The sequence below is a fragment of the Sulfitobacter sp. R86518 genome (assembly GCF_042466275.1).
In the GTDB taxonomy this organism is placed as follows: domain Bacteria; phylum Pseudomonadota; class Alphaproteobacteria; order Rhodobacterales; family Rhodobacteraceae; genus Sulfitobacter; species Sulfitobacter pontiacus.
Window position 1 is genome coordinate 2,992,766 of record NZ_JAXHCA010000005.1, and the last position, 18,283, is coordinate 3,011,048.

Genomic DNA, 18,283 nt, shown 5'->3' on the forward strand with positions numbered 1-18,283 from the left:
AAAACACCGACAGTTTTAGACGAGATGAACGACCGCTCGCGCGAGGTGTTCCGCCGCGTGGTCGAAGGCTATCTGGCGAATGGCGATCCCGTGGGGTCGCGCACGCTGACCCGGGATTTCAGCGAAAAGGTCAGCGCGGCGACGATCCGTAATGTGATGCAGGATCTTGAATATATGGGCCTGCTGGGGAGCCCCCATGTGAGCGCGGGTCGTATCCCGACGCAGATGGGGCTGCGCATGTTCGTCGACGGCATGATCGAGATCGGCGATCCAACCGAGACGGACCGTGAAAAGATCGACGCGACCGTTGGCAGCAACAACGCCGATGTCAGCGGCATTCTTGATCGGGTGGGGTCGGCGCTGTCGGGCGTGACCCAGGGCGCCTCGCTTGTGCTGACGCCCAAGCACGAGGCGCCGATCAAGCATATCGAATTTGTTTCACTGTCTCACGATAGGGCGCTGGTCGTTCTGGTCTTTTCCGACGGTCACGTGGAGAACCGGTTGTTCACACCGCCGCCGGGCCAGACCCCCAGCAGCATGCGTGAAGCCGCGAATTTCCTGAATGCGCTGGTCGAGGGGAAAACCATCTCGGAATTGCAGCGCACCATCGCGCATGAGATCAGCCAGCGGCGCCAGCAGATCGACGTTCTTGCGCAGCAGCTTGTCGAAAGCGGTCTGGCGCTGTGGCAGGGCGAAGGGGAATCCCCCGAGCGGTTGATCGTGCGCGGACGGTCGAATCTGATCAACACCGAAGGCGAGGCCGAGAACGTCGAATTGATCCGCCAGCTGTTTGACGACCTTGAACGCAAGCGCGATATCGCGGAATTCCTTGAATTGGCCGACGCGGGCGACGGTGTGCGCATTTTTATTGGTTCTGAGAATAAACTTTTTTCACTTTCGGGTTCCTCTCTGGTCGTTTCCCCTTATATGAACGCTGATCGTAAGGTGATCGGGGCGGTCGGTGTGATCGGCCCCACGCGCCTTAATTATGGACGTATCGTGCCGATTGTGAATTACACGGCGCAGCTGGTTGGAAAGCTGATTTCGAACCGCAGCTAGAGGTGAATTATGGCAGAGCCGAAAGAGAACGAATTTCTGGATGATATCGATGACGCAGAGGCCGAAGCCTATGCCGACGAGATGTCCGAGATTGACGACGAAGCGCTGGAACTGGACGAATTGCGTGCCGAGCGTGACCAGCTGAAAGACCGTTTCATGCGGGCCCTGGCCGACGCAGAGAACGCGCGCAAACGGTCTGACAAGGACCGTCGCGAGGCGGAAAACTATGGCGGGTCGAAACTGGCGCGCGACATGCTGCCGGTCTACGACAATATGAAACGCGCCCTGGAAGCCGCTACAGAAGAGCAGCGCACCATCTCCGGCCCGTTGCTGGAAGGGATCGAACTGACGATGCGCGAGTTGCTGAGCGTGTTCAAGAAGCACGGCATCGAAGTCATCTCGCCCGCAGTGGGTGACAAGTTCGATCCGCAGCATCATCAGGCGATGTTCGAGGCGCCCGTGCCAGACACCAAAGCAGGCGATATCATCCAGGTCGCCGCCGAAGGTTTCATGTTGCACGACCGTCTGCTGCGTCCGGCGCAGGTCGGGGTTTCCTCTACCCCCGCAGGGTAAACGCCCGGGATAGAGCGGCCCTTCGGGGAGGATTTAACACCATTTGGAAGCGAGGGAGGCGGTCAGGTTTTGGCCGCCTCTTTCAATTTATAGAGCAGGTCGAGCGCTTCACGTGGAGAGAGCTCGTCGGGGATAATCTCGGCCAGCGTTTCTTCGAGCTTGGAGCTTTGTTTTGGTTGAGGCGCAGGTGCCGGTGCCACGGCAAACAGGGGCAGGTCGTCGATCAGGGTTTTCTGCGTCGCGCCGCCTTCGCGTTCGCCCTTTTCCAACGCTTCAAGCACGACGCGTGCGCGCGCGATGACGGAAGGCGGCAGGCCGGCCAATTGCGCGACCTGTACACCGTAGGACCGATCGGCGGCGCCTTTGCGGACCTCGTGCAGGAAGATCACCTCTCCGTCCCATTCCTTGACCGCGACGGTGGCGTTATCGACCCCGCCCAGCTTGTTCGAAAGCGCGGTCATTTCATGGTAGTGCGTCGCGAACAAAGCGCGAGAGCGGTTGATATCATGCAGATGTTCCAGCGTGGCCCAGGCGATGGACAAGCCATCATAGGTCGCCGTGCCGCGCCCGATTTCATCCAGGATCACAAGCGCGCGATCGTCCGCCTGATTGAGGATTGCGGCAGTTTCGACCATTTCGACCATAAACGTGGAACGGCCTCGTGCCAGATCGTCAGAAGGCGCCGACACGGCTGAAAATCTGGCTGATCAGGCCGATGTGCGCGGTGGCGGCAGGCACGTAGCTGCCCATTTGTGCCATCAGGGCGATGATTGCGTTCTGCCGCAGGAAGGTCGATTTACCCGCCATGTTAGGGCCGGTCAGCAGCCAGATATTCGCGTTGTCGCCATCGGCGGACAGGGTGCAATCATTGGCGATAAAGGGGCTGCCGGATTGCTGGGCCAAGGCGCGTTCCACGACCGGATGGCGGCCCCCCTGAATGTCGAAGGCACGTGAATTATCGACGCGGGGTTTCACCCAGTTTTCGGACTGCGCCAGATCGGCCAGACCGGTGGCCAGATCAATCTCGGCCAATCCAGCCGAGGCGACACCGATCGGGCCGGAGTGATCCAGAATGGCGCGTTTCAACGTTTCGTAGAGCCGCTTTTCAATCTCCAGCGCGTGGTTGCCCGCGTTGAGGATCTTTGTCTCCATCTCGGACAGTTCCACGGTTGTGAAACGGACCTGATTGGCGGTGGTCTGACGGTGGATAAAGGTATCGGACAGCGGCGCCGACAGCATTTTCTCGGCGTGGGTCGCTGTGACTTCGGCGAAATACCCAAGCACGTTGTTGTGCTTGATCTTCAACGTCGAGATACCGGTGAGCGTGATGAAATCCTGCTGCATCTGGGCAATGACGCTGCGGCCTTCGTCCCGCAGGGTGCGCACCTCGTCCAGCTCTGCGTCATACCCCGGCGCGATAAAGCCGCCGTCGCGGGCCAGCAGGGGTGGTTCGGCGATCAGCGCATCGTCGAGCAGATCAATCAGGCTGTCATGGCCGGTAAGCCCCTTGGCGGCCTGCGCCAGCAGATCGGGCAGGGCGGCGGCTTGCATCTTGTCGGCCAGATGGCTGGCTTCGGTCAGGCCGTTGCGGATGGCGGCAAGGTCACGGGGGCCGCCACGGTCCAGCGACAGGCGCGACAGGGCGCGGTCCAGATCAGGGACGTTGCGCAGATGCTGGCGGATGTCATTGCGGATCGACGGTGTGTCATAGGCAAAGCTGATCGCGTCCAGACGGGATTGAATCGTCTCTAACACACGGGAAGGTGACGAAATACGCCGTTCCAGCAGCCGGGCGCCACCGGCGGTCACTGTCTTGTCCATAACGGACAACAGCGTGCCGGCGCGACCACCGGTCAGCGCATGTGTCAGTTCAAGATTGCGACGTGTGGCAGCGTCGATTTGTACGCTGCGTGCCTCGGCCTCTTTCTGCGGCGGGCGCAGGAGGGGGAGTTTGCCCTTCTGTGTAATCTCGAGGTAGTCGATGATCGCGCCCATGGCCGAGATATCGGCGCGTTCAAAGCTGCCGAAGGCGTCGAGCGACCCGATGCCGAACAGATCGCAGACCCGTTTTTCAGCGCTGCTGCTGTCAAAGGCAGAGCGTGCGATAGGGGTTAGCGCGATGTCGAAATCAGAGACTAATTCGCGCAAATCAGCCTCTTTCGCTTCTGACACGATCAGCTCTGACGGGGACAGACGGGCCAGTTCGGGGCCAAGGCGCGACAGGGTCAGGGGCATCACGTGAAACGCGCCGGTCGAAATATCGACCCAGGCCAGCGCATGACCGTCGCGGACCTCTGCAAATGCGGCCAGATAGTTGTGGCGCCGCGCTTCGAGCAGGGATTCCTCGGTCAATGTGCCGGGGGTGACCAGCCGCACGACATCGCGTTTGACCACGGATTTATAGCCGCGTTTCTTCGCCTCCGCCGGGCTTTCCATCTGTTCGCAGACCGCCACGCGGAAGCCTTTGCGGATCAGCGTCAGCAAATACCCTTCGGCGGCATGGACCGGAACGCCGCACATGGGGATGTCTTCGCCCCCGTGTTTGCCGCGTTTGGTCAGCGCGATATCCAGTGCTTCAGCCGCGGCGACGGCATCGTCAAAGAACATCTCGTAGAAATCGCCCATGCGGTAGAACAGCAGCGCTTCGGCGTACTGGGATTTAAGCTCTAGATATTGCGCCATCATTGGCGTGATTTTTTCTTCGGTCACCCTGCGCCCCCGGTTCGAGTTAACGTTGTGTACAAAACCGCGCCTCCGGACGAAAGGGCGGACCGGCGTTGCACGCGCGGCGTCGCCGCGACGTCGTGCAAACCGTGAGCGCCATCATGATTGTGTGAGGGGCCGATCGGCGATATCAAGCGGGAAACCATGAGGAAAGCCGTTCTAGTGACCAAAAACCGCATCACGTCCGAAGAGGCGCTCGCCTTTCACCTTGAACCCACGCCGGGCAAGTTCGAAATCACCGCAACCGTCCCGATGACGACCCAGCGGGATCTGAGCCTCGCCTATTCCCCCGGTGTTGCCGTTCCCTGTGAAGCGATCGCCGAAAATCCCGAACTGGCATATGACTATACCAACAAGGGCAATATGGTCGCGGTAATTTCCAACGGCACTGCTGTTTTGGGCTTGGGCAACCTTGGTGCGCTGGCGTCGAAACCGGTGATGGAGGGCAAGTCGGTGCTGTTCAAACGGTTCGCCGACGTGAATTCGATCGACGTCGAGCTGGATACCGAAGACCCCGAGGCGTTCATCAATGCGGTCAAGCTGATGGGGCCGACGTTCGGCGGGATCAACCTTGAGGATATCAAGGCGCCGGAATGTTTCATCATCGAACAGCGTCTGAAAGAAGAGATGGATATTCCCGTCTTTCACGACGACCAGCACGGCACCGCGGTGATCTGTGCTGCCGGTCTGCTGAACGCCTTGCGCATTTCGGGCAAGAAGATCGAAGATGTGCAGATTGTGTTGAACGGTGCGGGGGCGGCGGGGATCGCCTGTCTTGAACTGCTCAAGGCGATGGGGGCCAAGCACAACAACTGTATCATGTGCGATACAAAAGGTGTGATCTATCAGGGCCGTACCGAGGGCATGAACCAGTGGAAGTCGGCCCATGCCGCGCAGACCGAGCTGCGCACGCTGGAAGAGGCGATGAAGAACGCGGATGTGTTCCTGGGTGTGTCGGTCAAAGGGGCGGTGACGCCCGCGATGGTCGCCAGCATGGCGGATAATCCGGTGATCTTCGCGATGGCGAACCCCGATCCTGAAATCACGCCGGAGGAAGCGCACGAGGTGCGCCCCGATGCGATTGTCGCCACAGGCCGCAGTGATTACCCCAATCAGGTAAACAACGTTTTGGGCTTTCCTTACCTGTTCCGCGGGGCGCTGGATATCCACGCCCGCGCCATCAACGACGAGATGAAGATCGCCTGCGCCCACGCTTTGGCCGATCTGGCGCGCGAGGATGTGCCGGACGAAGTGGCGCTGGCCTATGGCAAGAACCTGAGCTTTGGTCGGGATTACATCATCCCGACGCCGTTCGATCCGCGTCTGATCCATCGTATTCCGCCTGCTGTTGCACGTGCAGGTATGGACACCGGTGCCGCGCGGCGCCCGATCATCGATATGGACGCCTACGAGCTGAGCCTGAAGTCGCGGATGGACCCGACGGCGAATATCCTGCGCGGGATCAATGCCCGTGCGCGGGCCAATCAGGCGCGGATGATCTTTGCAGAAGGGGATGACCCCAAGGTTCTGCGAGCTGCGGTGATGTATCAACGCTCCGGTCTGGGCAAGGCGCTGGTCGTCGGGCGTGCCGACGACGTAAAGGCCAAGCTGACGGCGGCGGGGATGGAGGATGCGTACCGCGAGCTTGAGGTCGTGAATGCGGCCAATACCCAGCACCTCGAGACGTATAAGTCATTCCTTTACAATCGCTTGCAGCGCAAAGGGTCGGATAGCAAGGATATCCACCGTCTGGCCGCCCGTGACCGCCACGTCTTTGCCGCGCTGATGTTGGCGCATGGGCATGGTGATGGTCTGGTGACGGGTGCAACCCGCAAATCCGCCCATGTGCTTGAACGGCTGAACCACGTGTTCGATGCCAATGCAAAACACGGCGCCGTCGGGATCACTGCGCTGCTGCACAAGGGGCGGATTGTGTTCATCGGCGATACGCTGGTGCATGAATGGCCGAACGAAGAAGACCTTGCGAATATTGCTGAAAAAGGGGCCAAGGTCGCCCGCCACATGGGGCTTGAGCCGCGGGTTGCCTTTGTCAGCTTTTCGACATTCGGCTACCCCGTGTCCGAGCGGGCAGAAAAGATGCAGCGTGCCCCCGATGTGCTGGACGCACGCGGGGTCGATTTCGAATACGAAGGCGAAATGACCGTTGATGTGGCGCTGAATGCCGAAAGCCAGAAGAACTATCCGTTCTCGCGGCTGACAGGGCCTGCGAATATCCTCGTCGTGCCGGCGCGGCATTCGGCCAGTATCTCGGTCAAATTGATGCAGGAAATGGCGGGCGCCACGGTGATCGGCCCGATCCTGACGGGGTTGGATAAGTCGATCCAGATCTGTTCGACCACATCCACCGCGAATGACATCCTGAACATGGCTATTCTGGCGGCCTGCAAGGTCGGCGAATGATCTGGAACCTCGGCTCTATCAACGCGGATAATTTCTACTATCTGCGGCATCTGCCGGCGCCGGGGGAAACGATTGCCGCGCATGATTTCCGGCAAGGGTTGGGCGGGAAGGGGGCCAATATGTCGGTCGCCGCCGCCCGCGCCGGAACGCGCGTTATGCATATCGGCGCCGTGGGGCCGGACGGTAAATGGGCCGTGGACCGTTTGCTGGAAGACGGCGTCGAAACGCAGCATATCAGCATGATCGACACGGCCACCGGTCACGCGAATATCTGTGTGGCCGAGGATGGCGAAAACTCTATCGTGTTGTTTTCAGGGGCCAATCACAAGATCACCACCCAAATGATCGGGGCCGCCCTGGCAGAGGCATCGCCCGGTGACTTTCTGCTGATGCAGAACGAAACCCTGGGCCAACGCTTTGCCGCGCAGACCGCGCATACTCTGGGCCTGCGCGTCGCCTATGCCGCCGCGCCCTTTGATGCTGAAATCGTGGCGCAGGTTCTGCCCAACATTGATCTGCTGGTGTTGAACGAGGTCGAGGCAGAGGCGCTTGAAAAAACCACAGGCGCCCGCATCGACGCGCTGCCGATCGACGATATTATCGTGACCTTGGGTGCTGAGGGGTGCAAATGGGTCTCTAACAAGGCGAAAACGGTGCAAAGCTTTCCGGCCTATCCGGTCAAAGCCATCGATACCACGGGGGCGGGGGACACGTTTACCGGCTATCTGATCGCTGCCTTGGACCGCAAACTGTCGATGCCGGATGCAATCGCGCTGGCAATGCAAGCTGGCGCCTTGATGGTCACGCGCCAAGGCACAGCGGATGTGATCCCGGACCTCAAAGACATCCAGGATCACGGTTTTGACGAAGATTAACGCTCGCGATTAACGCGGGGTCAACGTTATTTCGCGAAGGGCGCGGCGCTACCCCAAAGTTGCTTCACGCGCTGGTCGCGCCCGCAGCCGTTGCGATAGCGCTTGTAGGCGACGGATTTCTTCACACCCAAGCCGACGCTGGTAAAGGCCAGACGATCATCGCTTTTGTAGTAATCCTGATGGTAGGCATCGGCGGGGTAGAACGCGGCTTTGCCCAAGATCGGGGTTACGACGGTCTTGCCCAAAGCGGCCTGCGCATCGGCCTTGGCCTTTTCTGCAGCGGCCTTCTGCCCGTTACCGTCAGCAAAAATCGCGGTGCGGTAGCTATCGCCGCGGTCGCAGAATTGCCCGCCCGCGTCCGTCGGATCAACCGACCGGAAGAACATCGACAGCAACTGGTCTGCAGACACAACCGCCGGATCATACTGGATCTGCGCCGCTTCATAGTGCCCGGTGCCGCCGGCGACGACCTGTTTATAGGTGGGGTTTTTCACGCTTCCGCCCGCAAAACCCGATACGACCTCTTTCACGCCTTTCACGCTTTCAAAGTCCGCTTCAACGCACCAAAAGCAGCCGCCCGCGACTAAAAGCGTCTCTGTTCCGGCGGCTTTTGCGGTTGTCGCCTGTGCTGCAAGGCCCAGACCAATGGCGGCGCTTAACGCGATCATGCGCATATTTGTGGCAAATCCCATGGAATACTCTCCTTTGTTTTGCCTGACGGTGACCGCAATGCTTGCGCGACGCAACTCAGGTGCCCGTGATGTCACAGCCAAGTGATGTCGGTTTCACCCTTGGCCCCGCGGCACGAAGTTCTTAGCGTCAGCCCCAAAGAAGGAGCAATTTGATGCAAACCCACGTCACCACGCACCAAGCCGAAGAAGATGCCCGCAATGAAGACATTTTGATCTATTTAAACGGTCAGATTGTCCCCAAGGCACAGGCCGTGGTCAGCGTCTATGACAGCGGTTTCATGCTGGGCGACGGCATCTGGGAAGGGCTGCGGCTGTATGATGGTACATGGGCCTTTCTGAACGATCACTTTGACCGCCTGTTCGAGGCGTCCAAAGCCATTGACCTTGACATCGGGATGACGCGAGACGCCCTGATTTCAGCCTTGTTAGAGACGCAAAAAGCCAATGGTATGACCACTGATGCCCACGCGCGTCTGATGATCACACGGGGGCCAAAAACGCGGCCCTTCCAGCACCCGTCGCTGTCGCAATCGGGCCCCACCATCACGATCATTATGGAACACTCGCGCCCGAATATGCCGCGCCCGATCCGGCTGGTCACAGTACCGCATCTGCGCGGGCTGCCGATGACGCAGGACCCAAAGCTAAATAGTCATTCCAAATTGAACTGTATTCTTGCGTGTATTGCCGCGGAAAAAGCGGGTGCCGACGAAGGGCTGATGCTCGATATTAACGGTTTCGTGAATACAACAAACGCCTGTAACTTTTTCATCGTCCGCAAAGGGGAGGTTTGGACCAGCACCGGCGATTACTGCATGAATGGAATCACCCGTCAGAAGGTGATCGACCTGTGTCGCGCCAATGATATCCCGTGTTTCGAAAGGAATTATTCATTGGTCGACACCTATGGTGCTGACGAGGCCTTCTTGACCGGCACATTCGGGGCGCAAACACCTGTCGCGATGATCGACGGCCGTCAGATTGGCACGGGCGACATGGGGCCGGTAACAAAAAAGCTGCGCGGTTTGTACAAAGACCTAATCGCAAAGGAATGTGCCTGATGCGTATCGCAATGTGGTCCGGCCCGCGCAATCTGAGCACGGCGATGATGTATAGCTTCGGCAACCGCGCTGATTTCACCGCGATGGATGAACCGTTCTATGCGTCGTATCTTAAGGCCACCGGCGTCGATCATCCGATGAAAGATGAAATTATCGCGGGCCATGAATGCGACCCCTTGAGCGTCGCGGCGCGCTGCGCAGAGCCGGGCACGCCGCATCGCTACATGAAACACATGCCCCATCATATGATTGACGGGTTTCCGATGGATTGGGCAGAGGGCTGCGTGCATGTCCACCTGATACGCCACCCCGCCCGCGTGATCGCGAGCTATACCGCGAAACGGGAAGCGCCGAATTTTAATGATATCGGCTATGGCCAACAGACCGCGCTGTACGATCAAATCGGTGGGCTGGTCATCGATTCCGCTGATATTCGCGCGAACCCCGAAGGCATGTTGCGTAAACTCTGTGATGCCATCAACCTGCCCTTCGATCCGGCAATGCTTTCCTGGGCGGCGGGCCCACGTGCCGAAGATGGCATCTGGGCATCTCATTGGTATGGTGCCGTGCACAAAAGCACCGGTTTCGCAGGGGCAGAGGGGCCGTTGCCCAGGCTTGAACCTGCCGCAGAAGCACTGTGTGCCAAAGCACTCCCACATTATAAAATTCTTTATGATCAACGGCTTAGGTGATTTCGGGTAAAAATCTTCGATTTATCGAAACTAAATCATCTCATGTTGCGTGAATTATCAGGAAGAACCACGCAACAAGGAGATTTAACATGAAGATGTTTACAGCAACCGCTCTGGCTCTCACGCTTGCCACGGGTACAGCCTTCGCCGCCGCACACAGCAACGCGATGGTCGAAGCGATGGATCAAGATGTATCCAACGGTGTGGTCAGCGCCGATAAGGTGATGGCAACTGAAAACGGCTGGATGGTCGTTCACCGCACAGATGCCGAGATGAAACCCGGCCCCGTTGTCGGCTACGCGCCTCTGCGTGCCGGTGAAAACGTCGACGTTGCCGCCATTCTGCAAGAAGAAGTGAAATCCGGCGATATGTTGATGCTCATGGTCCACTCCGAAGAGGGCGGCATGAAAACCGGCGGCTTTGAATACACATTGGGTGCCAAAGAAGACGGCCCGATTAAGCCAGACGGTAAATTGGTGATGACGGTTATTACTGCAGAGTAAACCGTTCTAACCCAAAAGAAGGCCCGGACAGAATATCCCCCTGTCCGGGCCTTTTCTGTTTACCCTTTGAGGCGCTTATCGCGTGCGGCCAAGAGCTTGAGACGCAACGCGTTCAGCTGAATAAAGCCCGCCGCGTCTTTTTGATCATAGGCACCAGCATCATCTTCAAATGTCACGTGGGCTTCGGAATACAGCGAATGATCCGACCAGCGGCCGACGGTACGCACGTGGCCTTTGTACAATTTCAGTCGAACTGTACCGGTTACATGGGTTTGCGAGGCATCAATCGCCGCTTGCAGCATGGTGCGCTCGGGGCTGTACCAGAAACCGTTATAAATCAGCTCCGCATAGCGCGGCATCAGCTCGTCCTTCAGGTGCATCGCCCCACGATCGAGAGTGATTGATTCGATCCCGCGGTGTGCTTCAAGCAGCAAAGTGCCGCCCGGCGTTTCGTAAATACCGCGGGATTTCATCCCGACAAAACGACCCTCGACAAGGTCAAGGCGCCCGCAGCCATGTTTGCCGCCAAGTTCGTTCAATTTAGCCAGAAGTGTCGCGGGCGACATGGCCTCGCCGTTGATGCTTACCGCATCGCCACGTTCAAACCCGATCTCTACATACTCGGGCGTATCTGGTGCTTGCTCTGGCGAGACCGTGCGCTGGTAGACATAGTCGGGCGCGTCCACGGCCGGATCCTCCAACACTTTGCCTTCCGAAGAGGTGTGCAGCAGGTTCGCATCCACGCTAAACGGCGCTTCGCCACGTTTGTCCTTCGCCACGGGGATCTGATGTTTTTCGGCAAATTCGATCAATTTAGTCCGGCTGGACAGGTCCCATTCTCGCCATGGCGCGATCACCTTGATGTCGGGATTCAGCGCGTAGGCCGCCAATTCGAAGCGAACCTGATCGTTGCCCTTGCCTGTCGCGCCATGCGCAACGGCGTCGGCACCGGTTTCGGCGGCGATTTCAACAAGGCGCTTGGAAATCAGAGGGCGCGCGATGGAGGTGCCCAACAGATATAGGCCTTCGTAGACCGCATTGGCGCGGAACATGGGGAAGACGAAATCGCGCACGAATTCTTCACGCACGTCTTCCACGTAAATCTCGGATGCGCCCATCATTTCAGCTTTGGCGCGGGCGGGCTCAAGCTCTTCGCCTTGGCCGAGGTCAGCGGTAAAGGTAACCACCTCGCAGCCATATTCGGTTTGCAGCCATTTCAGGATGATCGAGGTATCAAGCCCACCAGAATAGGCGAGCACAACTTTTTTGGGCGCGGACATGATGTTTCCTTTTCGGTTTGCACCGCGAAGTACCTGTTTTTCAAGGCGTGAGCAAGATTGAAGGCTGCGTTGACCGCGTCACCTGGGAATCGTATCGACAAGTATTCAACGGGAAGGTCGATGAGATGACAGATATGTTTAAAACCGCAGCACGCAGCGCAGCGCAACAGATGCGAGAGGTGTTTCCCGCCACCCCCTTGATGCGCAACGAACATCTATCAGAAAAATATGACGCTGACATATGGTTGAAACGCGAAGACCTAAGCCCCGTTAGATCATATAAGTTGCGCGGAGCGTTCAACGCGATGCGCAAAGTGATCGCCGAGAAGTCTGTTTTCGTTTGTGCAAGCGCGGGCAACCACGCCCAAGGTGTTGCATTTATGTGCAGTCATTTCGGTGTGAAAGGTGTGATTTTCATGCCCGTCACGACGCCTCAACAGAAAATTCAGAAAACCAAGATGTTCGGTGGGCTTCAGGTCGAGGTTCGCTTGATCGGCGACTACTTTGACAAAACGCTTGCCGCGGCGCAGCAGTATTGCGTGGAAGAGGGTGCGCATTTTTTATCTCCTTTCGATGATGAAGATGTCATTGAGGGGCAAGCCTCCGTTGCGGTTGAAATAGAGGAGCAGTTAGGGCGCGTGCCCGACCACATTCTGCTTCCCGTTGGTGGCGGCGGTCTTTCGTCCGGCGTTTACAGCTATTTTCAAAATGCGTGCCGGTATAGCTTTGTTGAACCTGAAGGGGCCCCTAGTTTGGCCAAAGCTTTGGCCGCGGGTGCACCGGTGGATGTGTCTCCTATCAATAGTTTCGTCGATGGGGCCGCGGTCGCAAAAATTGGCCAACGTAACTTTGCACGGTTGGATCGTGTCGCTAAGAGTGATGTGATCCATCTGGCCGAAGACCGCATCTGCGTCACGATCATCGAAATGCTGAATGTTGAAGGCATCGTGTTAGAACCTGCTGGTGCCCTTTCTATTGAGGCGCTGGGCGAAGTAGCTGACCAGATCAAGGGCAAGACCATTGTATGCGTAGCATCCGGCGGAAACTTCGATTTTGAGCGTCTGCCAGAGGTGAAAGAGCGGGCGCAGCGGTACTCCGGCGTCAAGAAATATTTTATTCTGCGGATGCCGCAGCGCCCTGGTGCACTGAAAGAGTTCTTGAGCATTCTCGGCCCGGACGATGACATCTGTCGATTTGAATACCTGAAGAAGTCTGCGCGAAACTTCGGCTCTGTCCTGATCGGAATTGAAACACGCAGCCCTGACAGTTTTGGGCCGTTCTTGGCGCAACTTAAAGACGCAGGATTTACCTATACGGACATCACGAATGACGAAACCTTGGCTCAATTTGTTCTATAGGCGCACTGCAGGTCCCCGTGTTTGATAGGAAATGTTCTTTCGATTTTTCATAGCTGGTAAGGATCTCCTTCCAAATAGATGTGATTTGATGGCTGCCGGCAAAATTGCCTTCGGCCTGCGCGCATTGTTCTGACAATTCGACAAACCCCACGCTTAATGCGCTGCCCTTCACAAAGTGAAGTATATCGCGAAACTGATCGGTCGTTACGCCCATCGTTAGCTGAGCATTGGCTTCTTCCACCTCCTTAAAAAACACGCACATAATTGTGCTGAAGTCGTCGCGCCCAACAGCGGTTTGCAAGGTCGCGACCTGTTCCCAGTCAATCACTGATTCGCCCTCTTTCTCCGGCCAATGTGGGGCAAAATTCTTAACAAAGCGTGCAGGGCGATCATCACTTAAAAACTTTTGGGCTTCACCGAATCTTAATCTGTCGTTGGCTAGGCTCGGGGCGAAGTTGCCGAAAGCTTTTGAATGTTGCAGAACAAGATTGAAAAAATAGCCCGACCAAACACGCCGCAGCGGTTTCGCGCGATCAAAACAGCTATGGTTGTCGACGATAGCGCGCTGCAACGGCGAATCTTGATGGCGACACTGTCGCGATGGGGATTCGATGTGCAGGAAGCGGCCTCTGCTGAAGAGGCATTGGCGGTCTGCGAACAAAATCTACCGGATCTGATCATCAGCGATTGGATTATGCCGGGTATGTCGGGGCTGCAATTTTGCGAGGCGTTTCGCAAACTTTCGAAGGGCAGCTACGGGTACTTCATTTTACTGACGGCAAAATCTGATAAATCCGAGGTGGTTAAAGGGTTGGACAGCGGTGCGGACGATTTTGTCAGCAAGCCAGTCAACGTTGACGAGCTACGCGCGCGAATTATGGCCGGCGAACGCATTTTGACGATGCAGCGTGAATTATCGTCGAAAAACCGTGTCATTAGTGAAGCTTTGGACGCGTTGCAAAACGTACATGACGCATTGGATCGGGACCTAGACGAGGCGCGAAAGTTTCAGAAATCCCTTTTGCAGGAACCGTTTTGCGCCTTCGATGCGGGTGCCGTGTCTTTAATGCTCAGGTCTAGCGGGCATGTAGGGGGCGATCTGGTGGGATATTTCACAGCGGGAAATAGCATCGGGATCTACGGGCTAGATGTGTCCGGTCACGGGGTGAGCTCGGCTCTGATGGCCGCCCGATTGGCCGGTATATTTTCCGCCGTTGCACCTGAGCAAAACCTGGCATTGGCACGCCAATCTGACGGGACGTATAAAATGCGCCCGCCCGACCAAGTAATCGCCGAGCTGAACAGCCTAGTGCTCTCTGACATGGAATCGGAGCAGTATTTCACACTTTTCTTGGCGGAAATTGAACTTGATACCGGCAGGATCAGGGCAACCCAGGCCGGCCACCCACACCCCTTTATTCAGCGACGCAACAGCAGGTTGGAAAACTTTGGGAGAGGCGGCCTCCCCGTAGGGCTGATTGCCGATGCGCAATATGAAACAGTCGCGAGCCAGCTTTACCCTGGCGACCGCCTGATCGTGCTTTCCGACGGGGTGACGGAATGTCCTGACCCGATTGGGCAAATGCTGGACGATAATGGTTTAAATCAGGTTCTACATGATCTGCACCCCATCAGGGGGCCGCTTTTCTTTGACGCGCTCACGTCGCGCCTAGAAGATCATGCGGGGACGGCTGACTTTCCTGATGATGTTTCCGGCATCTGCTTCGAATTTCAGGACCTTGCCGCCAGAAACCGTTCAAGAAAGTGCCGATCCCCATCGTTGCCTAGCACCGAAACGGCCTCTTCCCCCGACAGGACAACTGTTGCGTGGTCAGGCTCTATCGGGGGGGCAATATGACGGATGGGATGGGCGACATAGACATGGCAAATTTTCTCGGCCCAGATGTCATACTCCGGCATATAGACGTATCGTCGGAATGCGCCCAACCGCCGGGGGCGCGCAATGGTCCAGCCAATCTCTTCCATCACCTCGCGGTGGAGCGTTTGGAGAGGCGATTCACCGGGGTCAATGCCACCGCCTGGCAACTGAATATCAATATGTGGCCTAAGCTGGGCGGTCATCAAAAAGCGGTCCTTGAGGGGCAAAATCGCATAGGCTCCGGGGCGCGACGTGTATGTTTTTCCTGGAATGGGCGGTTCCCCAACGCGTCGCATCATATGACTCCCCCTTTTCGCACGGCTTGTTGCCCTTATATAGACGCGGTATGCCAACCGTCTGCCGGTAAGGAAAGTCAAATGACCCAAGGAAACAAAATCGCGTGGGACGACACCGTTCTACCCTTTCAACTCGATGCCTCTGATATTCGGGGGCGCGTCGCGCGTCTGGATGGCGTGCTGGAAGGGATTTTGCGTCAGCATGACTATCCCGAAAAGGTAGAGGCGTTGGTCGCCGAAATGGCCTTGCTTACGGCGCTGATCGGGCAAACCATTAAACTGCGTTGGAAATTGCAACTGCAGGTCCAATCCAAAGGGCCCGTGCGCATGATTGCGACAGACTACTACGGCCCGACGGAGGATGGTGAACCCGCGCGCATCCGCGCTTACGCTAGTTATGATGCCGACCGGATCACCGATGGGCCGGCCTTTGATCAGGTGGGCGAGGGGTATTTTGCCATTATGATCGATCAGGGCAACGGGATGACCCCCTATCAGGGCATTACGCCGCTTACGGGTAAATCGCTGTCCGAATGTGCAGAGGCGTATTTCGCGCAGTCCGAACAGCTGCCCACACGGTTTGAGCTGAGCTTTGGCAAATCCACCTCCCCGGGGGAGGATGAGCATTGGCGCGCCGGCGGTGTTATGCTGCAACATATGCCCAAAGCCTCGCCCTTTGCCGCGCAAGGGGAAGGTAGCGGCGAGGTGCTGCAAGCCACTGATCTGGTCGAGGGTGAAGAGGGGGATAACTGGCGCCGTGTCAACGTGTTGCTGGATACGGTAGACGAGCTTGAACTGATTGGGCCGAGCCTGCCGCCGACAGATCTTTTGAAACGTCTGTTTCACGAGGAGATGCCGCGCGTATTCGACGCGCAGGCGGTCCGCTTTGGCTGCACCTGCTCCGAAGATCGTGTGCGGCAAAGCCTGTCGATCTATTCGGCGGGGGATATCGAAACGATGACGACAGATGACGGCCGCGTCACGGCCGACTGCCAGTTCTGTGGCGCGCATTATGATCTGGACCCGAAAACAGTCGGGTTCGAGGCAGAAGACAACAGTGGCAGCTGATCAGCTCGCCCATTTTCGGAAGGCGCTGGCACAAACTGGTGTCACGTCTTCCGATTTTGACCTCAACAAAGGGTCTATGCCACCGGCGAACCGGACATTGCGGCCAGCTGGTGTTTTGGCCCCGATCGTTGAACGGGGCGGACGGTTGGAACTTATCCTGACCAAACGGTCGTCCGCGCTAAAGCACCATCCGGGGCAAATCGCCTTCCCGGGGGGCAAGCAGGATGGCGGTGATGCGGATGTTGTTGCCGCAGCTCTACGCGAAGCGCGGGAAGAAATCGGCCTGCCCTCGGATCTGGTCGACGTCTTGGGTACGCTGCCCGAACATGAGACAGTTACCAACTTTCTGGTGACGCCCGTTATCGCCTTCGTGAAAAAAGACTTCGAAATTATCCCCGAGCCCGGCGAAGTTGAGGAAGTCTTTACCGTTCCACTTGATCATGTGCTCAACGCCGAAAATTACGTGGTGCAGTCGCGCCGGTGGCAGGGGCAACGACGGTATTATTACACGGTTCCTTATGGTCCCTATTACATTTGGGGGGCAACCGCGCGTATGTTGCGGGCATGGACAGAACGTATGATGTGACCCTTCCCGCCAGCACGCGCTGGCTTTCCGACCCCGATGCCCAAGCCGTATGCGATGCGGTGACGGACGGCGGGCATGCGATCTATTTTGTCGGGGGCTGTGTGCGGAACGCGCTTTTGGGCGTGGCGGATAGCGATGTCGACATGTCGACCAATGCATTGCCCGAGCGTGTCATGGCTCTTGCCGCGCGCGCTGGGCTGAAAGCCGTACCGACGGGCGTGGAACATGGAACTGTCACCGTGGTCAGCGGCGGTAAGGGGTTCGAGGTGACGACCTTCCGCCGGGACGTGGAAACGGACGGGCGACGTGCGGTTGTCGCTTTTTCGGACAGTATCCTCGACGATGCGTTGCGCCGAGATTTTACGATGAACGCGCTTTACGCGGATTCGCAGGGGCGGGTGATCGACCCGCTTGAAGGTCTTGTTGATTTGCGCGCCCGGCGGGTGAGGTTTATCGAGGATGCCGCCCAACGTATCCGCGAAGACTACCTGCGCACCTTGCGCTATTTCCGGTTTTGCGCGTGGTATGCGGACCCGATCGAGGGCTTCGATCCGGAGGCTTTGGCCGCGATTGCAGCGCATACCGACGGGTTGGAAAGCCTGTCGGCAGAGCGGATCGGAGCAGAGCTTACGAAGCTGTTAACCGCGCCGGACCCTGCGCCAGCGGTCGCGGCGATGCGCCAAACCGGCGTTTTGGGGACCATTCTGCCGGGGAGCGATGACCGCTGGCTCGGGATGGTCGTGCATTTCGAACAGCTGTTGCAGATGTCTGTGGACTGGCGCACGCGGCTGGCAGCGCTTGGCGGTGAGGATATCGACCAGCGCCTGAGGCTGAGCAAGGCGGACGCGAAATACCTGCATCGGCTGAAAGAGGCGGCATATGGCGCGGAATTTATCGCAGCGATTGCCCATATCGACGGCGGCGATATGGCGCGCGCGGTTGTTGTGCTGCGCGCGTGCCTGTCTGAAACGCCACCCGATGCGGCAGTGCTTGATCGTATCGCGCAGGCCGAAGCTGCCGTATTTCCCGTGCAAGCTGCTGATTTGATGCCGGAATACACCGGACCTGCTTTGGGCAGGCGGCTGGCCGCGCTTAGGGCGCTCTGGATCGCTTCGGGGTTTGCGGCGACGCGCGACAGTTTGTTGGACACGCCAGAAAGCTGACGCAACCTGTGGTCTTTTCGGCGCGGCTCTTTCTATAGTGGCGGCGAACACGC

At 57.8% G+C, this 18,283-nt stretch carries 15 protein-coding genes and 2 pseudogenes; 12 read left to right on the forward strand and 5 right to left on the reverse strand.

The window, feature by feature from the left end; translation table 11 throughout:
* Positions 1-24: 24 nt before the first annotated feature.
* Both hrcA and SJY36_RS15690 read left to right on the forward strand, forming a co-directional pair.
* Positions 25-1,059, forward strand: coding sequence for a heat-inducible transcriptional repressor HrcA (gene hrcA / locus SJY36_RS15685; protein ID WP_005850786.1), 1,035 nt, complete (start codon positions 25-27; stop codon positions 1,057-1,059).
* 9 nt (positions 1,060-1,068) lie between these two features.
* A complete protein-coding gene (locus SJY36_RS15690; RefSeq protein ID WP_005850788.1) occupies positions 1,069-1,632 on the forward strand; it encodes a nucleotide exchange factor GrpE in 564 nt (187 codons plus the stop codon).
* Positions 1,633-1,694: 62 nt separating this feature from the next.
* Here the strand turns inward: SJY36_RS15690 and mutS are convergent.
* Positions 1,695-4,317, reverse strand: a pseudogene (gene mutS, locus SJY36_RS15695) (DNA mismatch repair protein MutS).
* A 201-nt stretch (positions 4,318-4,518) separates the two neighbouring features.
* Here mutS and SJY36_RS15700 point away from each other — a divergent pair.
* Together SJY36_RS15700 and SJY36_RS15705 are read left to right on the forward strand one after the other, a co-directional pair.
* Positions 4,519-6,777, forward strand: coding sequence for an NADP-dependent malic enzyme (locus SJY36_RS15700; RefSeq protein ID WP_005850791.1), 2,259 nt, complete (start codon positions 4,519-4,521; stop codon positions 6,775-6,777).
* Entirely contained in the window at positions 6,774-7,652 is an 879-nt protein-coding gene (locus SJY36_RS15705; RefSeq protein ID WP_386176327.1) for a ribokinase, read from the forward strand. The genes SJY36_RS15700 and SJY36_RS15705 overlap by 4 nt, the downstream gene beginning before the upstream one ends.
* A gap of 26 nt (positions 7,653-7,678) precedes the next feature.
* On the opposite strand, the gene msrA is transcribed toward SJY36_RS15705, so the two are convergent.
* Positions 7,679-8,344, reverse strand: coding sequence for a peptide-methionine (S)-S-oxide reductase MsrA (gene msrA / locus SJY36_RS15710; protein ID WP_386176329.1), 666 nt, complete (start codon positions 8,342-8,344; stop codon positions 7,679-7,681).
* Positions 8,345-8,496: 152 nt separating this feature from the next.
* On the opposite strand from msrA, the gene SJY36_RS15715 reads away from it, so the two are divergent.
* From SJY36_RS15715 to SJY36_RS15725, 3 genes are all read left to right on the forward strand, one after another.
* Complete coding sequence (locus SJY36_RS15715) at positions 8,497-9,405, forward strand: D-amino acid aminotransferase (protein WP_386176331.1); 909 nt, start codon at positions 8,497-8,499, stop codon at positions 9,403-9,405.
* A complete protein-coding gene (locus tag SJY36_RS15720) occupies positions 9,405-10,097 on the forward strand; it encodes an HAD family hydrolase (RefSeq protein ID WP_386176333.1) in 693 nt (230 codons plus the stop codon). The genes SJY36_RS15715 and SJY36_RS15720 overlap by 1 nt, the downstream gene beginning before the upstream one ends.
* A gap of 89 nt (positions 10,098-10,186) precedes the next feature.
* Positions 10,187-10,600 (forward strand): hypothetical protein, encoded by a 414-nt coding sequence (locus tag SJY36_RS15725; RefSeq protein WP_005850801.1) that lies wholly within the window; start codon positions 10,187-10,189, stop codon positions 10,598-10,600.
* Positions 10,601-10,659: 59 nt separating this feature from the next.
* On the opposite strand, the gene SJY36_RS15730 is transcribed toward SJY36_RS15725, so the two are convergent.
* Positions 10,660-11,880, reverse strand: a complete 1,221-nt coding sequence (locus tag SJY36_RS15730; protein ID WP_005850804.1) for an argininosuccinate synthase — start codon at positions 11,878-11,880, stop codon at positions 10,660-10,662.
* A gap of 125 nt (positions 11,881-12,005) precedes the next feature.
* Here SJY36_RS15730 and ilvA point away from each other — a divergent pair, with 125 nt between their 5' ends.
* Positions 12,006-13,238 (forward strand): threonine ammonia-lyase IlvA, encoded by a 1,233-nt coding sequence (gene ilvA / locus SJY36_RS15735; protein WP_386176512.1) that lies wholly within the window; start codon positions 12,006-12,008, stop codon positions 13,236-13,238.
* Here ilvA and SJY36_RS15740 read toward each other — a convergent pair.
* A complete protein-coding gene (locus SJY36_RS15740) occupies positions 13,201-13,809 on the reverse strand; it encodes an Hpt domain-containing protein (RefSeq protein ID WP_386176335.1) in 609 nt (202 codons plus the stop codon). The genes ilvA and SJY36_RS15740 overlap by 38 nt on opposite strands.
* Positions 13,810-13,821: 12 nt before the next feature.
* Between SJY36_RS15740 and SJY36_RS15745 the strand changes: the two are divergent.
* Positions 13,822-14,958, forward strand: a pseudogene (locus SJY36_RS15745) (SpoIIE family protein phosphatase); the annotation flags it as partial.
* An 11-nt stretch (positions 14,959-14,969) separates the two neighbouring features.
* On the opposite strand, the gene SJY36_RS15750 reads toward SJY36_RS15745, so the two are convergent.
* A complete protein-coding gene (locus SJY36_RS15750; protein WP_081781276.1) occupies positions 14,970-15,416 on the reverse strand; it encodes an NUDIX hydrolase in 447 nt (148 codons plus the stop codon).
* A 78-nt stretch (positions 15,417-15,494) separates the two neighbouring features.
* Between SJY36_RS15750 and SJY36_RS15755 the strand changes: the two genes are divergently transcribed.
* The 3 genes from SJY36_RS15755 to SJY36_RS15765 are packed head-to-tail and all read left to right on the forward strand — an operon-like array spanning position 15,495 to position 18,230.
* The gene (locus SJY36_RS15755; RefSeq protein WP_386176338.1) at positions 15,495-16,481 is read left to right on the forward strand and encodes an Hsp33 family molecular chaperone HslO; all 987 of its coding nucleotides are present in this window, start codon (positions 15,495-15,497) and stop codon (positions 16,479-16,481) included.
* The gene (locus tag SJY36_RS15760) at positions 16,426-17,067 is read left to right on the forward strand and encodes a CoA pyrophosphatase (RefSeq protein WP_386176340.1); all 642 of its coding nucleotides are present in this window, start codon (positions 16,426-16,428) and stop codon (positions 17,065-17,067) included. Before SJY36_RS15755 ends, SJY36_RS15760 begins: the two co-directional genes overlap by 56 nt.
* Positions 17,046-18,230, forward strand: a complete 1,185-nt coding sequence (locus tag SJY36_RS15765) for a CCA tRNA nucleotidyltransferase (protein ID WP_386176342.1) — start codon at positions 17,046-17,048, stop codon at positions 18,228-18,230. Before SJY36_RS15760 ends, SJY36_RS15765 begins: the two co-directional genes overlap by 22 nt.
* The last annotated feature ends 53 nt before the right edge of the window (positions 18,231-18,283 follow it).